Origin of the sequence: Pantoea leporis (assembly GCF_028048155.1) — a bacterium.
Lineage (GTDB): Bacteria > Pseudomonadota > Gammaproteobacteria > Enterobacterales > Enterobacteriaceae > Pantoea > Pantoea leporis.
Window position 1 is genome coordinate 19,365 of sequence record NZ_JALMEU010000003.1, and the last position, 18,423, is coordinate 37,787.

Below are 18,423 nucleotides of genomic sequence, written 5' to 3' on the forward strand. Positions count from 1 at the left end.
GCAAGCGCCCTTATGGCGTGGTGGTGGCGGGCGCGGTCACTTCCGGGAATTCCTGAATCGTCACCGGCAAGGTCATTTTCTTTTCATTACGCAAGATCTGCACGTCAATCACCGAGCCCGGCCGAATTTCTGCCACCTGATCCATGGTTTCCTGCGCCGAGAGCGCCGGTTTACCATTCACTTCCAGCAGCACGTCATTGGCCTGAATGCCGGCGCTATCGGCGGGGCCGCCAGGCGTGACGTCGCTAACGATAATGCCCTGCACGCGATCAAGATTACTTCCCTGGCCGTGCAGCGGCGGCAGTTCGCGCCCGGTGATGCCGATGTAGCCGCGAATCACCCGACCATCACGAATCAGCTTATCCATGATTTTGCTCGCCAGCGCGGTGGGAATGGCGAAACCAATCCCTTCCGGCGTTTCGCCATCGCTGCTTTTATCAAACGTCAGGGTGTTAATGCCCATCAGTTCACCCAGCGAGTTAATCAATGCGCCGCCCGAGTTGCCCTGATTGATCGAGGCATCGGTCTGCAGGAAGTTTTGTCGTCCGGATGAGCTCAGACCCACGCGTCCGGTGGCGCTGATGATGCCTTGCGTCACGGTTTGGCCGAGGTTGTATGGGTTGCCGATCGCCATGACGACGTCGCCGATGTGCGCGATACGTTTGGCGTTGATGGGGATAACCGGCAAGTTGGAGGCGCTGATTTTCAGCACCGCTAAATCGGTCATGGCATCGGAACCCACTAAGGTGGCTTCGAAGAAGCGTCCATCCTGCAGCGCGACGATGATTTGGTCGGCGTTATTAATCACGTGTTTGTTAGTGAGGATGTAGCCTTTGCCGTTCATGATGACGCCGGAACCCAGCGTCGTGATGCCGCGATTATTGTTGCCGTGGGCGCTGCGGTTATAGACGTTAACGACCGCGGGCACGGCACGTCGCACACCCTGATTAAAACTAACGGGTGCTTCATCGTCGCTGTTGTCTTGATCAAAGGTGACGTTGCTGCCCATACGCAGCGCAGGGATCGCGACGAGCAGTAAGCCAGCCACGATCAGGCCCATCACCACAGAACGCAAAAGTTTAAGAAACATGGTGTTATTTCAAGCCAGGTGAGATCGCAGGGCAGAATAGCATGAGAAAGGCGGACAAACACCTGCTTGTCCGCCTGTTGCGAGGATTATCGCAGAAGCAGGTAAATCGTCTCTTCGCCGCGCACCACGTTCAGTGCCAGCACCGGCGGTTTGCCTTCCAGCACTTTGCGCATTTCGGCAATAGAAGCGACGCGATTGCGGTTTACGCCGATGATCACATCATCTTTCTGCAAACCGACTTGCTCCGCTGGCGTGCCTTTCTCAATGGCATCGACTTTCACGCCTTTATCACCGGTTTTGGTCGCGCCGTCGCTCAGCGTTGCGCCTTGCAGTGCAGGCGACATCAGCTGCGCGCTGGCGGTGGTTTGCGCGCTCTGTTCCAGCGTGACAGTGACGTTGACCGGTTTGCCTTCACGCAGCAGGCCGATTTTCACATCCTGGCCCGGCGGCGTGGTGCCGACTTTCACACGCAGCTCAGCAAAGCTGGTGATTGGCTTATCATTGATGGAGGTGATGATATCGCCGGCTTTGATGCCCGCTTTCTCGGCGGCTGACTTCGGCAGCACTTCCGAAACAAAGGCGCCGCGCTGCGCATCAACGTTAAACGCTTTGGCGATATCGGCGGTCATTTCCGTGCCTTTGATGCCAAGCTGACCGCGCTTTACTTCACCGAACTGAATCAGCTGCTGCGCCAGATTCATCGCCATGTTGGCGGGAATGGCGAAGCCTATGCCGATGTTGCCGCCGCTTGAGGCCAGAATCGCGGTGTTGATCCCAATCAACTCACCATTCAGGTTCACCAGCGCACCACCGGAGTTACCGCGGTTAATCGCGGCATCGGTCTGAATGAAGTTTTCCAGTCCTTCCAGATTCAGGCCGCTACGACCGAGCGCAGAGATGATGCCCGACGTGGCGGTTTGACCCAGACCAAACGGATTACCGATGGCCACGGCAAAATCACCCACTTTCAGCGAATCAGAGTCGGCGATTTTCACCTGCGTCAGGTTTTTCGCGCCTTCAACCTGGATCAATGCGATGTCGGTTTGTTCATCGTGACCAATTAACTTAGCGTCATATTCGTTGCCGTCACCCAGCTGCACGCTGATTTTATCGGCGTTGCTGACCACATGGTTATTGGTGAGGATATAGCCTTTAGCGGCATCAATGATCACGCCAGAACCCAGACCTTCAAAAGGCTGCGGCTGCGATTGTCCCGGTGCCTGACCAAAAAAGCGCTTCAGTGGTTCAGGAATATCCTGCGCCTGCTGACCGCTGTCGGTACCTTCAACACGCACGCTCACTACTGCGGGCAGAACTTTTTCCAGCATCGGTGCCAGGCTTGGCAATGCTTGTCCCTGAATCTGGGCGGGAAGAGTTGCCAGCGCACTCGGCGCCGCAGCCAAACTCATCCCGATACCTAAGGCTAATGCGCTTAACAGACGTGCTTGTTTTTTCATTGCTACAACGCTCTCGCTGCGAAAGGGATAAAAGAAGTGTGACAGTAGTTTGTGGTTTGTGTTCGAAAACAAAAAGGGCACAGCTAAGCTGTGCCCCAAAAGGATTAATTACGCGGAGCGCGGTCGCTGCCACGTAACAGGCCGGATGCGCCTTCAGAGTAATCACGCGGCATCTGCACCGGCGCCTGATCGTTATCCGCTTCGGCTTCCGTTAACTGGTAGGCAAACGGATTTTTCTCGCCGGGCAGATTTGGCAGCAGGTCGTTAGACCCTTTCGCCATGTGCTGATACAGCTGGCGATAATCATGCGCCATATTGTCCAGCAGCTCGGCGCTGCGGGCGAAGTGGTTGGTGAGCTCCTCGCGGTAATCCGCCAGCTCAGCCTTCGATTTTTCCAGTTCATACTGCATGCTACGCTGCTCACGCAGCTTCTTGTTGCCAAAACGCATGACGACTGCGCCGACAATAATGCCAATCACTAAACCAATCAGCCCGTATTCCCAGGTCATAATGACTCCCGTGTAATTTCCGTTGTTTCGTAGGGCATTGCTTCTGTTGCAACATCAACTTCAATAGCAGCCACTATACCCAATAATCTATTGGAAGTGGAACTATCGGGCTGCATCGCTTAGTGTAGAGCGGCCTAATTTTCGTCAACCGACCCGTGAATCGGACTTTTTCAGGGATTCTGAGAGAACCATGCAAACCTCATCTCCGCTTGCACGCTACGAGCAGGCGCTGTCGCAGGGCGAATTTCGCCCGGATGACGTACAACGAGAAGCGATTACCCGCTTAGATACCATCCAGCAAGGATTGATTGCCCGCCAGCAACAGGTTGAACCGGCTGCCAAAGGTCTGTTTGGACGCTTGTCTAAGATAATGAATAAAGAGAAAAGCACCCGCGAAGCGCCAGTGCGCGGCCTGTATATGTGGGGCGGTGTGGGACGCGGTAAAACCTGGGTGATGGATCTGTTTTTTCAGTCAATTCCTGGTGATCGTAAGCTGCGCCTGCATTTCCACCGCTTTATGCTACGTGTCCATCAGGAACTGACGCAGCTGCAAGGCCACAGCGATCCGCTGCTGATTGTCGCCGATCGCTTTAAAGCGGAAACTGACATTCTCTGTTTCGATGAGTTTTTTGTCTCGGATATCACCGACGCCATGCTGCTCGGCACGCTGATGGAAGCGCTGTTTGCGCGCGGCATCTCGCTGGTAGCCACCTCGAACATTCCGCCGGATGAGCTCTATCGCAACGGCCTGCAGCGCCCGCGTTTCCTACCTGCCATCGAACAAATCAAGCGTCATTGTGAAGTGATGAATGTGGACGCGGGTATCGATTACCGCTTGCGCACACTAACGTCGGCGCATTTGTGGAACTTCCCGCTCAACGATGGCACGCATAGCGAAATGGAGCGCATGTTCCGCGCGCTGTCCGGCAAAGCGCGTGAAGACGCGCCGGTGCTGGAAATTAACCATCGCCAGATGCCCACGCTGGGCGTGCATGAAGGCGTGCTGGCGATCAATTTCCTGACGCTGTGCGGCGAAGGGCGCAGTCAGCACGACTATATTGAGCTCTCGCGCCGTTTTCACAGCGTCTTGCTGTATGATGTGCCGGTGATGATTTATAAGACCGAAGATCAGGCGCGCCGCTTCCTTGCGTTGGTCGATGAGTTCTACGAACGCCACGTGAAACTGGTTGTCGCGGCTGAAACATCACTGTTTGAAATTTATCAGGGCACACGCTTGAAGTTTGAGTATCAGCGCTGCTTGTCGCGTTTGCAGGAGATGCAGAGCGAAGAGTATTTGCGTCTGCCGCATCTGCCCTGATGACGTGGCATAAATCGTAGGTTTTAGATGCAAAAAGGTTCGATCTTTGAGTTCGACTTCTCTATAATCTTGCGACCCCACGTTACAGCATCGGTTTTCTTTCCCAAGAACTCGATGTGATCCGGTAACTCACTTGAAGGGGTGGCTTGCTGGGCAAAATGGTCGTGTGAGCCTCAATCGTTTACTTAGCGTTTGGGATTTCACCAACGTGTAACTTTTTATTTGGGTAAGCTTTTCAATGAAAACTTTTACAGCTAAACCAGAAACCGTACAGCGTGACTGGTATGTTGTTGACGCAACGGGCAAAACCTTGGGTCGCCTGGCGACTGAACTGGCGCGCCGTCTGCGTGGTAAGCACAAAGCGGAATACACTCCGCACGTTGATACCGGTGATTACATCATCGTTCTGAACGCAGAAAAAGTTGCTGTAACCGGCAACAAGCGTACTGACAAGATTTACTATCACCACACTGGCCACATCGGTGGTATCAAGCAAGCGACCTTTGCAGAGATGATCGAGCGCCGTCCTGAGCGTGTGATTGAAATCGCGGTTAAAGGCATGCTGCCGAAAGGCCCACTGGGTCGTGCTATGTACCGTAAACTGAAAGTTTACGCAGGCAACGAGCACAACCACGCGGCGCAGCAACCGCAAGTTCTTGACATTTAATCGGGATTATAGGCAATGGCTGAAACTCAAAACTACGGCACTGGTCGCCGCAAAAGCTCTGCCGCTCGCGTCTTCATCAAGCCGGGTAGCGGTAACATCGTAATTAACCAGCGCTCTTTGGAGCAGTACTTCGGTCGCGAGACTGCACGCATGGTCGTGCGTCAGCCGCTGGAGCTGGTTGATATGGTTGGTAAATTTGACCTGTACATCACCGTTAAAGGTGGTGGTATTTCTGGTCAGGCTGGTGCGATCCGTCACGGTATCACACGCGCTCTGATGGAGTACGACGAGTCTCTGCGTTCTGAACTGCGTAAAGCGGGCTTCGTTACCCGTGATGCGCGTGAAGTTGAACGTAAGAAAGTCGGCCTGCGTAAAGCACGTCGTCGTCCGCAGTTCTCCAAGCGTTAATTGTTTGCTGCTTCGGCAGCGGCAGTTGGCTCAAAAAACCCGCTTCGGCGGGTTTTTTATTGCCTGCATTAATGATTTTTTCCCACGAAAAACGCGAGCTTTACCCGCATTTTGCCCGCAAATCATCACGCCCGCCCCACAAGCTGCTTAAAATCTGGTAAACTCACTGTCACTTTGCGCCTGCAAGACGCAGCGTTGTGCATGTCGTTCCTGTCCGGAAGACCGGTCGATGCTCCTGACGCTGACGGTAGGCGAATCTGATGAGCCGGTGAGTCGCCGCGTGGTTGGCTATTCGCAGTATCTTTTTGTGAACAAACTTGGAGGTTTTCATGGCTGTCGCTGCCAACAAACGTTCGGTAATGACGCTGTTTTCTGGTCCGACTGACATTTTCAGCCATCAGGTACGTATCGTACTGGCTGAGAAGGGCGTCAGCGTGGAGATCGAGCAGGTTGAAACGGATAACCTGCCGCAGGATCTGATTGACCTCAACCCGTATCGCACCGTACCGACGCTGGTCGACCGTGAACTGACGCTGTATGAATCACGCATCATCATGGAATACCTCGATGAGCGTTTCCCGCATCCACCGCTGATGCCGGTTTACCCGGTAGCGCGCGGTGAAAGCCGTCTGATGATGCACCGCATTGAGCAGGATTGGTACAGCCTGATGCGCACCATCGAAACCGCCAACGGTGCCGAAGCCGATGCAGCGCGCAAGCAACTGCGCGAAGAGCTGCTGGCGATTGCACCACTGTTCGCACGCACACCGTTCTTCATGAGCGAAGAGTTCAGCCTGGTGGATTGCTATCTGGCGCCGCTGCTGTGGCGTCTGCCGCAGATGGGCGTTGACCTGTCTGGCGCCGGTTCTAAAGAGCTGAAAGGCTATATGACGCGTGTGTTTGAACGTGACTCTTTCCTTGCGTCACTGACGGAAGCAGAACGTGAAATGCGCCTGCAAGCTCGGGGCTAATGTATGGAAATGTCGCAACTAACGGCGCGTCGTCCTTACCTGTTGCGGGCGTTCTACGACTGGTTGCTGGATAACCAGTTGACGCCGCATTTGGTGGTCGACATCAATCTGCCTGGTGTGCAGGTGCCGCTGGAATATGCGCGTGATGGACAGATCGTTCTGAACATCGCGCCGCGTGCGGTAGGCAATCTTGACCTCGCCAATGATGAAGTGCGTTTCAACGCGCGTTTCGGTGGCGTCCCGCGTCAGGTTTCTGTGCCGATGGCTGCAGTTCTGGCGATTTATGCCCGTGAAAACGGCGCTGGCACCATGTTCGAGCCGGAACCGGCTTACGAGCTGGCGACGGACGAGCAGGAAGGTAGCGGTCAGGAAGAGACAATGATGTCTGTGATTGATGGCGATCGTCCGGATGATGCGACTGACGACGATCATTCGCCAGATGATGAGCCGCCGCCGCGTGGCGGACGACCTTCACTGCGTGTGGTGAAGTAAAACGTGCAATAAAAAACGGGCCGATTGGCCCGTTTTTTTATGCCTGCGCGTCTTAGTAGACGTCGCGCAGGTAGCGTTTATCTTTCTTCAGCTGATCAACGTAAGCCGCCGCGCGCTCGCTGGACAAACCACCGAACTGACGAACCACTTCATACAGCGCCGCATCAACGTCTTTTGCCATGCGAGATGCGTCGCCACACACGTAGAAGTAAGCGCCATCCTGCAGCCAGGCGTAAAGCTCAGCGCCTTTCTCCAGCATGCGGTTCTGCACGTAGATCTTCTCTTCCTGATCGCGCGAGAAGGCCAGATCCAGATTAGTCAGCAGACCTTTCTCCTGCCATGCCTGCAACTCTTCCTCGTAGATATAATCATGTGCCTGATGCTGGTCACCGAAGAACAACCAGTTTTTACCTTCTGCGCCCGTTGCCTGACGTTCCTGCAGGAAGGCGCGGAACGGTGCGATACCGGTGCCTGGACCAACCATGATCAGCGGCGCATTGCCGTTTGACGGTACACGGAACGCTTTGTTTGGTGAGATGAAGATCGCCGGCTTTTCGCCGCGACGTACACGTTCAGCCAGATAAGTTGAGCACACGCCTTTACGCTCGCGGCCGCTGCTGTGATAGCGCACGGAAGCAATGGTCAGATGTACCTGATTTGGGTGGGCTTTCGAGCTTGACGAGATGGAGTAAGCGCGATGCTGTAACGGACGCAGCATGGCAACGAATTCCGGCACCGACAGGCTGCGCGTCAGCTCAAGCTGCAGCAGATCCAGCGTGTCTTTGCCCCACAGCCAAACGGCAAGGGTATCTTTATCGTCGTGCTGCAAGACGTGACGCAGTTCCTGGTTGGTGGTGTGCTGGCCAACCCACTCAATCAGTTTGCGTGACGGCTCGGAGATTTCGAACTGATAAGTCAGCAGATCGCCGAGGTTGCGATCAAAGCTGGGAACTGGCGTTTCGTAATCTGCTTTCAGCTGAGTCAGCAGCAGTGAAACCAGTGCTGCGTCGTTCACCGGGATCACACCCAGCGCATCGCCCGCTTCATATTTCAAACCGCTGTCGGTGAGATCAAACTCGAAGTGACGAATATCTTTCGCCGACTCTTCTGCCGAAAGACGCTTGTTAGTCACCAACGCAGCCGCATAGGGGTTTTGCTTATTGCTGCCCGGAATGACCGGCGCTTCTGGCGCGCTTTCTAATGCTGTACCGCTGCTGCCTGCACTGGCGGCGAATTGCGGCATCGCCGTACCAATCCACGCGCTGGATGGCTCTTCGAAGTCGATATCGCAGTCGATACGATCGGCGACGCGTTTTGCACCGAGCTGCTCAAGACGCATATCGATGAATTTACCTGCCTGGCAGAAACCGTCGTAGCCGGTGTCGCCAATCGCCAATACCGCAAAGTGCATCTGCTCCAGACGCGGCGCGGTGCTGGCTGAAATCGCGTTCCAGAACAGCTGGGCGTTGTCCGGCATTTCGCCTTCGCCGTAGGTCGAGGTGACGATCAGCACGTGACGCATGGTAGCGAACACATCCAGATCCACTTCGCCCAGCGCTTGAACCACCGGCACCAAACCTTTGGCGCGTGCGGCTTTAGCGGCCGTTTGCGACAGCGCTTCAGCGTTGCCGGTCTGTGAACCGAACAGGATGTGCAACTGCGTATTGGTGCTGGCACCTGCAGCCGGTGCGCTCTGCTTGTCTTCTAATACCAGCAGGCGCGAATGGAGACCGGCGAGGAAGCCCGCCAGCCAGTATTTCTGCTCACCGTTAAACGGTGCATCTTCAGGAATGTAAGGAATTTTCATCGGTAAGGCTCAATCCTGTTCAAAATTTTATCCCTGTCATACTTCAGGTTGCAGATGCGTTTGCCGCCTTTCTGCACCATGAAGTATTGAGGGAAAGGTCAAAATTACACTTGTTCATTGGCGCTGTAATCAGGAAAGTTTCCCGACCGCAGCAGCGATTTCTGGCAATGCAGCACGCGCAAACAGCTCTTCAAAATCAGGTAGATGACCAAGCACTTCACGGTTGCAGGCATCCTGATAGATGATCCAGCCGTAAGTCGCCAGGCTGTCCATCGAGCGAATGTTGCGCTGCGTTAATGCCGCTTTGTAATCTGACATTCGTTTCGCGGCGATCAGGCTTGCCAGCTCGTCATCGCTGTAACTCTCAATCGCCGAGCGTGCATGACGTTGCAGCTTGCTGATGAGCGTGAAATCTTCGGTCATCAGAAGATTACGTACCGCTTTTTCTACTGCTGGATCTTCCACCGCCGTGCCTTTTGGCAGCTTGCCCAGCGCCAGCTGCTGCGCGAGGCTGAGAACGGTGTAGTTGTTCAGCAGAACAAACATCTCTAGCGTATCGGTCGCGCCATAAGCTGGAACTGCGCCGTTGGCAATGGTTTTACCGTCACGCCACGCTGATTTGAACTTCGCAACCTGATGCGCAGCCAGCGAGGTTGACAGCTCTTCAAGCAGGTCTTTACGTGATTTGGCTTTCAGGATTTCGGTGCCATCCTGATACAGCAGCAGCGAACGCGGCATCACATAAACAAAGTGGTGGCACTCGGTTTCCCAGTTATCCAGCAGCCAGGCCGCGCGTGGCGATTGGGTTGCTTCCAGATGCCAGTTCAGCATGGTCAGCACCGCTTGTTTGTGCACCTGCGCCATTTCATCTTCATCGGCGATAGAACCAAACAGCACCGAATCACCTGCTGCGTGGGCTGCCAGCGATCCATACGGATCGTACTGGTAAGCGAAACCGCCGCTCATGCCGTTGCCAAAGCCTTTACCAAAGGTGCCAAGGTTGAGGATGGCGCCGTTGGTCATGTATTCGCAGCAGAAGTCACCAACGCCTTCCACTACCGCGGTTGCGCCGGAGTTACGCACGGCGAAGCGGTCACCCGCCTGGCCCTGAACGAACAGACGGCCGCCGGTGGCGCCAAACAGCGCGAAGTTACCGATCAACACGTTGCCATCGCTATCCTGTGCGCCGCCGCCTGGTGACATCACCACCAACTCGCCGCCGCACTGGCCTTTGCCGACACCGTCGTTACAGGTGCCGTAATGCTTCATCTGCATGCCGTCGTTGCAGAACGCGCCGAACGACTGGCCGGCAGAACCGCTGGTGTTAATCAGCACGGTGGCTGGCGCCAGATAGTGACGACCGCGATCGTCTTTCAGCACCGCTGGCAATGCAGCCAGCTGCTCTGTCGAGAGTTCATGGTTCAGCATGCGTTCGATATCGATCGCCAGCTGACCACCGACGCTTTTGTTACGGTTGTTCAGCGTGATGCCCGCGCCCAGCGCGATTTCACGGCTTGCCGCGCCAACCAGCTGCGTTTTCAGCTCGCTGACCCAGCCATCATCCAGCTCAAAGTCTTTTTCCAGATACACCGGCTTGGCAATTTTCTGCTCTGGCACCACGGTCAACATCGCACGCAGATCCAGTTTGCCGACTTCCAGCGGGTGATCCATCAAGTGCAGCAGATCCGAACGGCCACGCGCTTCACGCAGAGACCGCAGACCGAGGCGGGCGAGGAACTCACGCACTTCCTGCGCCACGTTGATGAAGTACTGCGCCAGCTGACGCGGATCACCATCAAAGGCTTCGGCGTTGGTGGTTAAACCGGCCGGGCATTTGACGTTACAGTTTTTCGCCATCACGCATTTCAGCATCATCAGCGCGGTGGTGCCGAACTCGAAGCTATCGCCGCCGAGCAGGGCAGATTTGATCACATCGCTGCCGGTTTGCTGCGCGCCGGAGCAGCGCAGCTGCACTTTGTCGCGCAGGCCGTTGGCACACAGCGCCTGATGCACTTCAGCGATGCCGATTTCCGCGACGCGGCCGGTATATTTCAGGCTGGTAACGGACGCTGCGCCGGTGCCGCCGGTGTTACCCGCGACGTTAATGACATCCGCGCCGGCTTTCGCCACGCCGACGGCGATGGTGCCGATACCTTCAGAGGAAACCAGTTTGACGATGACGCGCACGCGCGCGGCTTTACAGTCGTGGATCAGCTGCGCCAAATCCTCGATAGAGTAAGTGTCGTGGTGCGGCGGCGGTGAAACCAGCTCAACGCCCGGCGTACCGCCACGCGCTGCGGCAATCTCAACGGTCACTTTTGGTGCCGGCAGCTGGCCGCCTTCACCGGGCTTCGCGCCCTGACCGATTTTGATCTCCAGCTCTTCCAGCATTGGATCAGCAAGATAAGCCGCCCACACGCCGAAACGCCCGGATGCCAACTGCTTGATACGTGACGCGCGGATGGTGCCGTGACGTGAATAGTGCTCGCCACCTTCACCACAGTTACTCATGCCGCCAACCATGTTAGTACCATGCGCGACAGCTTCGTGCGCCGGCGCAACCAACGCACCGTGGCTCATCGCACCGGAAGCAAAGGTACGGGTGATTTCGTGGGCTGGCTGAATCTCTTCCAGCGGCAGCGATGGCAGCGCGGTGAAGATCAGCGACAGATAATCGGCCGCTTTGCCGTAAGCGGTGATGTGCAGCACGCCATCCGCCACGTTGCTGCTTTCGATATCGTCGGTGAAACGGGTTTTCAGCGCCCGCGCCAGCGCTTCCAAACGCTCGCTTTCCGGTTTCAGGCCAGCAATGGCATCGATCAGACGCAGCTCGAACTGGTTCAGGCTGCCGTTCACTGCTTCACATTTCAGGCCACGCGTAGCGAAGCCGTTGTTCACCAGCGAGTAGCGGCCCAGTTTGCGGCCGAATTCGGCTTCGCTGTCCACGTGGGTCAAATCGCACGGCAGCGCGAGGATGTCACGTAGCGCCGCAGGACGGCGTTTACGCTCGGCATGCATCAGGCTGGAGAACTGACGATAATCTGGCGTGATGGCAAAGCTGTCGATCACATCATTTGGGATGCGCTCGAAGCTGCTGTCTTTAAAGGCTTCCGCTTTGATGTTGAACGCATTATCCAGTTTGGCCAGCGTCATCAAACGAATAAAGTTGTCCTCTTCGCGCTCTTTGTTAGCAAAGCGAATCGGTTGTTCCGTCATATCAATGAAGGTACGCACCGCGATGGTGCCGTATGAGTGGCCCGCGCCTTCAGCACGCTCTTTGAACAGGCCGAGCAACGGCACTTCCGCTTCGCCCTGAATTTTTAATGCGCTTTGATGCCAGTCTACTGCCATCTGGGCGATCGCCGGGAAGCCCGCGCCGCCAACCGGCGTTTTGATATTCGGGAAATACTTTTTCAATACCGGATCGTCGGTATTCAGGAAGTTCGGCTCGAAGAACTCGCCGCAGCTGTAGCTCTCAACGGTACACAGGCCGACTTTACCCATGGTTTTCATCAGCGCTTTTTCGGCTGCTTTGGCATAGCGTTTAAAGGCTTTATTGCCTTCTTCGCCTTCACCGAATTTCTCTTCCGCACGCATTTGCACGCCGAGTGGGTAAACGGCAGAAGCACCGAAGCCCAGCGTCGCCGCGATATGGTGTGAAGAGATGCTTTGACCACTTTCGACCACCAGCGAAACATCCAGACGCAGACCTTCCTGCACCAGACGTTGGTTGATCGCCGACACCATCAGCAGCATCGGGATCGCTGCGTGAGTTGAAGAGATATGACGGTCGGTGATCACCGCGATGCCGCCTTGCTGGCGTGCGAAATCGACTACCTGCTGGGCTAAGTCATCAATGGCTTTTTCCAGCGCGTTGGCGTTGGCCGCACGGCTGACGATATCTTTGCCGACCACCGGTTCATACAGCATCTCGAAACGCGCATAAGGAGCGACGGTTTGCTCGCGCAGGCGCAGCATGTCGAGGTGCGTCAGGATTGGCGTCGGAACAATGATTTGCTGACCTTTGCTGCGGCCGAGATGCGGCTTCGCACCCAGCGCCACACGCAGCGTCATGCCGTCCGCTTCACGAATGGAGTCGAGCGGCGGGTTGGTAACCTGGGCAAATCGTTGTGAGAAGTAGTGCGCCATGCCGCCTTCGTGGTCAGACAGGCCGTTGATGGCGTTGCCGTAACCCATGGCTGAGATCTTCTCAGCGCCGGTTTGCAGCATCGGATCCATCATGAATTTGAAGCTTTCCTGGTTGTAGTAGTAGGCGACAAAACGTTGATAGGTTTTGAGGTCACCACGATAACGCAGCGGCGAGCCGAGCTGCTCTGCCTGAATTTCTGGCAGGTCGGCGAGATCGATACGCGCTTTGCTCAGCAGTGACAGATAATCTTTTTCAGCGGCCAGTTTTTCCAGCGCTTCAACCGTGGTGTAAGAGCGTTTCTCTTTGTGATCGTAATAGAGCATGCCGCCCGCTTCGATACGGCCACGACGCAGCACGCTTTCCGGTGGGAAGGCGATCTGGCCCGCTTCAGACATCGCACCGATGTACTCCGCGGTTTCAACGGAACGCAGCGGACGCAGACCGAGGCGGTCAAGTCGCGCGCCGATCACTTCACCGTTACCGAAGATCAGCGCAGCTGGGCCATCGTTCTTCTCTTCATATAAAGAGAAGTACTCGAGCATGGCGCGCACTTCGTTCGAGAGCGAGGTATCGTTCTCCCACGCTGGCGGCATCATCGAAACTACGGCGTTGATCAGGTCGAGGTTATCTTCCATCAAACGGCTATGGATGCTCTGGTCGAGACGCGAACTGTCGGACTGACCTTTTGGACGCACGATTTTTTTACCGCGCGCCAGCATCAGTGCCGCTTCGGCAATGCGGTTTTTACGATCGGTGTTCAGCTCGCCGTTGTGCGCCATTAAGCGGAATGGCTGCGCCATGGTGGTATGCGGATCGGTGTTGGTCGAGAAACGGGTGTGGAAGAACAGCCCGCGCACCTGATGATCGGCATCGGTCAAATCTTTGAAGTAAGGAATCACTTCGTTGGAGTTCAGACGCGCTTTAAATACCTGTGTGCGCGAAGAGAGCGACAGCGGATAGAGGCCGCCGAATTCGCTTTCGGTAAAGGCGCGCGCTTCGATATCCAGCAGCGCGCGATAAATCTGGCGCTCGAATTCGAGTTGTTCAGTCACTTCCTGCGGCGCGGCAAAAATCCACTGCACAATCGGCAGCTGGAATTGCAGGGCGGCCGGGCGCGTCACGCTGCCGTCCAGCGGCATATCGCGTTTCACTAATACCGGGAAGTTATGCGCCGCCAGCGTTTCTTCAACCAGACGCTCAGCGTTTGCACGCAGCTCTGCGTCTTTTGGCACAAAGAAGTTACCGACGCCAAAACGTCCGGCTTCCAGCGCCAGACCGGTGACCTTGCGGAAGAAGTTCAGGGAGAGATCGACGTTCACACCCGCGCCATCGCCCACGCCTTCGGCAGACATGCCGCCACGGTGCGGAACCGTGCACAGCGCGCTATGGGCCATCCGCAGAATCTCATGAGTCTGCTCGCCGTCCTTACGGGTAATGAAACCTACACCACAGCTGTCACTGCCAGCTGATGGGTCATACAAACCATAGGGATTAGGTTTTTGCGTGGACATTGAGAGTCTCCTTAAACTTCTTTTGACATTACCTGCATAATTTCGTGTACCGCAGCGTGACAATGTAAGCCAGCGCGGCGGTATCAATTCTTGTGCCGCTCAGTAAAGAGCAGGCGTCGCAGCACCGAGCAAGGGCTCTCAAGACACTGTTGTCACGTCCTTAATGAGCTGCTCTTTTTATTCCGGTCTCTTTCGGGAGATAGCTTGCATCCAGAGGGAGGCTTCTTGCTGCATAGATATGCCGAGACACAGGCCCACCAGGAAAGCTTCCAGTGGAATTCCAACTTATCGGGAAAGCGAACTCAGGTCAAATAGCCAGCTTTGATGCGGGTAATAGGCTTTCTTGTCACTTAATTAAATGATTAATAAGAATTTATTGCGTAAATTTATGTCAATATCCCGCTGCGCATTCCCCCAGGAAGTGTGAGCCGTCTCACTGTGACCCAGCCCTCTAATATCCAAACAATGCTGGCAGAAAGGGTTATAACAGCATTTAATGCTGTTAGGGGCAGTTGATACACAGCATGTATCTGTTTTTCTTATGGCGTCATATTTGAATCAAAATGGCGCTGCCATTAGTAAAATTAATCACGCAAAGCATGCGTAGGAAGTCATTTAAATTGAATGGTTATGCAATAAAGAGGTGCAACCATCAGGATGAATGGCTGCCAGGGTGCTGATTAGCACCGGATGTTGAGGAAAGGTTCGCAAAAGCGCGGCCCTCCAGATTATTCAGTTGGCAGAATTAGTCAAGCGCTTTGCGCATATAGAAGGGAACGTCGGCGAAATCACGCTGCGATGCACCATTACAGGGCATAACCTGCGCGATATGGCCGGGTGAAGCGGGGCAGCGCAGCGATAATTACGCTATCATGAGCCAGATTTCGTTCAGGGAGCTCGTAATGAAACAGATTCGTCTTTTAGCGCAGTACTACGTTGATTTGATGGTCAAACTCGGCCTGGTACGCTTTTCGCTGCTGTTAGCCTCAGCGCTGGTGGTGCTGGCGATGGTGGTACAGATGGCCGTCACCATGGTATTGCGTGGGCATGTGGAGAGCATCGACGTCGTCCGCTCCATCTTCTTCGGTCTGTTGATTACGCCCTGGGCCGTCTATTTCCTCTCAGTGGTGGTCGATCAGCTGGAAGAGTCGCGCCAGCGCCTGTCGAAACTGGTAGATAAGCTGGAAGAGATGCGTACGCGCGATCTCGAGCTGAACCAGCAGATGAAAGAGACCATCACCCAGCTTAATCAGGAAATTAACGACCGTATCAAAGCCGAGCAGGCGCGCGAGCAGGTGATGGATAAGCTGCGCGAAGAGATGGCACGACGCGAGCAGGCGCAAATCGAGCTGGAACAGCAATCCTCCTTCCTGCGCTCCTTCCTTGATGCGTCACCGGATTTGGTGTTCTACCGCAACATTGATAAGCAGTTCTCCGGCTGTAATCGCGCCATGGAACTGCTAACCGGCATGAGCGAAAAGCAGCTGATTGGCCTGACACCACGCGATATCTACGATGACGAAGCCGCGACCAAAGTGCTGGAAACCGATGAGAAGGTGTTCCGCCACAATGTGTCGCTAACCTACGAACAGTGGCTGCAATATCCCGACGGGCGCAAAGCCTGTTTCGAAATCCGTAAAGTGCCCTATTACGACCGTGTCGGAAAACGCAGTGGCCTGATGGGCTTTGGCCGCGACATTACCGAGCGTAAGCGCTATCAGGACGCGCTGGAGAACGCCAGCCGTGAGAAGACTACCTTTATTTCGACTATCAGCCATGAGCTGCGTACGCCGCTGAATGGCATCGTCGGACTGAGCCGCATCCTGCTGGATACCGATCTCAATCAGGAGCAGCTGAAGTACCTCAAAACCATCCACGTGTCGGCCATCACGCTGGGCAACATCTTCAATGATGTAATTGAAGTGGACAAAATCGAACGCCGCAAAGTGCAGCTGGATAATCAGCCGCTGGATTTCACCGGTTTCCTCGCCGATCTGGAAAACCTCTCCGGTCTGCTGGCGCAGCCAAAAGGGCTGAAATTTGTCATGGCGCCGGAGCTGCCGCTGCCCCATAAAATTTCGGCGGATGGCACGCGTCTGCGTCAGATTCTGTGGAACCTGATCGGCAATGCCGTGAAATTTACTCAGCAGGGCGAGATTGTGGTGCGCGTTGCCTATCGTCAGGATGAAACGCTGCACTTTGAAGTGCAGGATTCCGGCATGGGCATTCCGCAGGAAGAGCAGGATAAGATCTTCGCCATGTATTACCAGGTGAAAGATCAGCACGGCGGCAAGCCGGCAACGGGCACCGGCATCGGTTTAGCGGTCTCGCGTCGTTTAGCCCAAGCGATGGGCGGCGATATCAGCGTGAGTAGCGTCGCGGGGCAGGGTTCCTGCTTCACCGTGGAGATCAACGCGCCACGCGTCGCTGAGGAAGTGGAAGACGACAATCTGGATGACAGTATGCCGTTGCCGGCGCTGCACGTATTACTGGTGGAAGATATTGAACTCAACGTGATTGTTGCGCGTTCGGTACTGGAGAAGCTGGGTTGCAGCGTCGAAGTCGCGATGACCGGTACGGACGCGCTGGCGATGTTTGATCCGCAGGAGTTCGATCTGGTGCTGCTCGATATTCAGCTTCCGGATATGACGGGCCTCGACGTGTCACGTGCCATCCATCAGCATTACGCAGATGTGGCGCTGCCGCCGCTGGTGGCATTGACCGCCAATGTGCTGAAAGACAAAAAAGAGTATCTCGATGCCGGCATGGATGATGTGTTGAGCAAACCGCTTGCTGTGCCAGCGCTTACGGCGGTGATCAAGAAGTTCTGGGATTATCAGCCGGAGCTGGAAGAGATCGCCACCGAATCATCAGACGCGCAGTCGCGCACGCTGTTAGATGTGGCGATGCTGGAGCAATACATTGAACTGGTTGGCCCAGGATTGATTACCCAAAGCCTGACCATGTTTGAGCAGATGATGCCGGGCTACCTCGAGGTGCTGGATTCCAACATGATGGCGCGCGATCAAAAAGGCATTGCTGAAGAAGGGCACAAGATCAAAGGTGCGGCAGGTTCGGTTGGCTTACTGCATATACAGCAGTTGGCGAAGCAGATTCAGTCGCCGGAATTGCCAGCGTGGTGGGACAACGTGCAAGAGTGGGTCGATGAGTTAAAACAAGAGTGGCTGAAAGACGTGAACGTGTTACGTGAATGGGTAGCGGAGCGGGAAAAATTACAGGACGTTAGAAAAAAATGACCCCAGTCGAAACTGGGGTGCGCGAATACTGCGCCAACACCAGGGAAATGGGCACTGCTGCTATTATTAGAAATCGAATAAGAAAGCAGCAGTTCGGTATTGGTTAACGCTTCCAAATCACCTTAACAAATTCGCCAATGCTTGCGACAAGATTCATTAAATTGTGTGATGTTGAGCAGCGATTAAATACAGAAAACATTAATTTGCTGACACAGTCAAGCAAGGAATTAATTTCTTTGCCATATTGCACCTTTTTTGACCAATTGTTCTGCTTTTTGCCTGGTTTTGCTTCAGTCGTTAGCAGGAAAAGCCTGACACGAGCATGGAAAATGTGATTCTGACAAAAAATTGAAGTTAAGTTAGATTAACATGCTGATATTGATGAATAAAGTAAGGTTTTCTGACGGCTTATCCAAATCGTTTTGGAAACCTTAAACGGAAAGTTCCAGTTTATAGTTTATTGAATGATGTAAACCAATTGTGCGGTAAATCGCTTTACCATCATTGAGGCCCAATGCAGGCAGGATCATACAGATTTGGTCGCATTTTTCAGATTGGTCTCTGTAATCAATGAACAAGTTCGAACATCATAAAAAATTATAGTTAAGCTTCATGAAAGCTTTTGCGTGAGCGATATCACATTCAGTTAAGTGTTCATGCACGCAGCGCCCGGTGCATTTAACATCATGGAACCGATTCCTTTTTGGCGGAAGTGCTTGATGTGATTGGCTCTAATAGAGGAACGTTGATTGCGCAGGCAACAATTTCACTGACGTTTTGCCAATC

Annotated in this window: 11 protein-coding genes; 6 read left to right on the plus strand and 5 right to left on the minus strand. The window is 54.6% G+C overall.

Annotation, left to right across the window (positions count from 1 at the left end):
• Positions 1-10: 10 nt before the first annotated feature.
• The 3 genes from degS to zapG form a co-directional block, all read right to left on the minus strand.
• Positions 11-1,090 carry an outer membrane-stress sensor serine endopeptidase DegS gene (gene degS / locus MWH02_RS11000; protein ID WP_110868088.1) on the minus strand — a complete coding sequence of 360 codons (1,080 nt, stop codon included), beginning with the start codon at positions 1,088-1,090 and terminating at the stop codon, positions 11-13.
• A gap of 86 nt (positions 1,091-1,176) precedes the next feature.
• Positions 1,177-2,547: a serine endoprotease DegQ gene (gene degQ, locus MWH02_RS11005; protein ID WP_101762291.1), complete on the minus strand. Its 1,371-nt coding sequence runs from the start codon at positions 2,545-2,547 to the stop codon at positions 1,177-1,179.
• Positions 2,548-2,651: 104 nt separating this feature from the next.
• Positions 2,652-3,056: a Z-ring associated protein ZapG gene (zapG, locus tag MWH02_RS11010; RefSeq protein ID WP_064737767.1), complete on the minus strand. Its 405-nt coding sequence runs from the start codon at positions 3,054-3,056 to the stop codon at positions 2,652-2,654.
• A 190-nt stretch (positions 3,057-3,246) separates the two neighbouring features.
• Between zapG and zapE the strand changes: the two genes are divergently transcribed.
• The 5 genes from zapE to sspB all read left to right on the plus strand — a co-directional run bounded on the left by zapE (position 3,247) and on the right by sspB (position 6,912).
• Entirely contained in the window at positions 3,247-4,374 is a 1,128-nt protein-coding gene (gene zapE / locus MWH02_RS11015) for a cell division protein ZapE (protein WP_271460639.1), read from the plus strand.
• Positions 4,375-4,612: 238 nt separating this feature from the next.
• On the plus strand, positions 4,613-5,041 hold the full coding sequence (gene rplM, locus MWH02_RS11020) for a 50S ribosomal protein L13 (RefSeq protein WP_007886599.1): 429 nt from the start codon (positions 4,613-4,615) through the stop codon (positions 5,039-5,041).
• A gap of 15 nt (positions 5,042-5,056) precedes the next feature.
• Positions 5,057-5,449, plus strand: a complete 393-nt coding sequence (gene rpsI, locus MWH02_RS11025) for a 30S ribosomal protein S9 (RefSeq protein WP_007886600.1) — start codon at positions 5,057-5,059, stop codon at positions 5,447-5,449.
• Positions 5,450-5,778: 329 nt separating this feature from the next.
• A complete protein-coding gene (gene sspA, locus MWH02_RS11030) occupies positions 5,779-6,420 on the plus strand; it encodes a stringent starvation protein SspA (RefSeq protein ID WP_008104394.1) in 642 nt (213 codons plus the stop codon).
• Between the two features lie 3 nt (positions 6,421-6,423).
• A complete protein-coding gene (sspB, locus tag MWH02_RS11035) occupies positions 6,424-6,912 on the plus strand; it encodes a ClpXP protease specificity-enhancing factor (protein WP_064737765.1) in 489 nt (162 codons plus the stop codon).
• A 52-nt stretch (positions 6,913-6,964) separates the two neighbouring features.
• Here sspB and MWH02_RS11040 read toward each other — a convergent pair whose 3' ends face one another.
• Together MWH02_RS11040 and MWH02_RS11045 are read right to left on the minus strand one after the other, a co-directional pair.
• Positions 6,965-8,719 (minus strand): sulfite reductase subunit alpha, encoded by a 1,755-nt coding sequence (locus MWH02_RS11040; RefSeq protein ID WP_101762289.1) that lies wholly within the window; start codon positions 8,717-8,719, stop codon positions 6,965-6,967.
• Between the two features lie 129 nt (positions 8,720-8,848).
• Positions 8,849-14,380, minus strand: a complete 5,532-nt coding sequence (locus tag MWH02_RS11045; RefSeq protein WP_192235892.1) for a glutamate synthase-related protein — start codon at positions 14,378-14,380, stop codon at positions 8,849-8,851.
• Between the two features lie 902 nt (positions 14,381-15,282).
• On the opposite strand from MWH02_RS11045, the gene arcB reads away from it, so the two are divergent.
• Positions 15,283-17,637 (plus strand): aerobic respiration two-component sensor histidine kinase ArcB, encoded by a 2,355-nt coding sequence (gene arcB / locus MWH02_RS11050; RefSeq protein ID WP_192412546.1) that lies wholly within the window; start codon positions 15,283-15,285, stop codon positions 17,635-17,637.
• The last annotated feature ends 786 nt before the right edge of the window (positions 17,638-18,423 follow it).

Coding starts and splice junctions, on each gene's coding strand:
- degS (WP_110868088.1), bottom strand. CDS start 1,090: ATGTTTCTTAAACTTTTGCGTTCTGTGGTGATGGGCCTGATCGTGGCT.
- degQ (WP_101762291.1), bottom strand. CDS start 2,547: ATGAAAAAACAAGCACGTCTGTTAAGCGCATTAGCCTTAGGTATCGGG.
- zapG (WP_064737767.1), bottom strand. CDS start 3,056: ATGACCTGGGAATACGGGCTGATTGGTTTAGTGATTGGCATTATTGTC.
- zapE (WP_271460639.1), top strand. CDS start 3,247: ATGCAAACCTCATCTCCGCTTGCACGCTACGAGCAGGCGCTGTCGCAG.
- rplM (WP_007886599.1), top strand. CDS start 4,613: ATGAAAACTTTTACAGCTAAACCAGAAACCGTACAGCGTGACTGGTAT.
- rpsI (WP_007886600.1), top strand. CDS start 5,057: ATGGCTGAAACTCAAAACTACGGCACTGGTCGCCGCAAAAGCTCTGCC.
- sspA (WP_008104394.1), top strand. CDS start 5,779: ATGGCTGTCGCTGCCAACAAACGTTCGGTAATGACGCTGTTTTCTGGT.
- sspB (WP_064737765.1), top strand. CDS start 6,424: ATGGAAATGTCGCAACTAACGGCGCGTCGTCCTTACCTGTTGCGGGCG.
- MWH02_RS11040 (WP_101762289.1), bottom strand. CDS start 8,719: ATGAAAATTCCTTACATTCCTGAAGATGCACCGTTTAACGGTGAGCAG.
- MWH02_RS11045 (WP_192235892.1), bottom strand. CDS start 14,380: ATGTCCACGCAAAAACCTAATCCCTATGGTTTGTATGACCCATCAGCT.
- arcB (WP_192412546.1), top strand. CDS start 15,283: ATGAAACAGATTCGTCTTTTAGCGCAGTACTACGTTGATTTGATGGTC.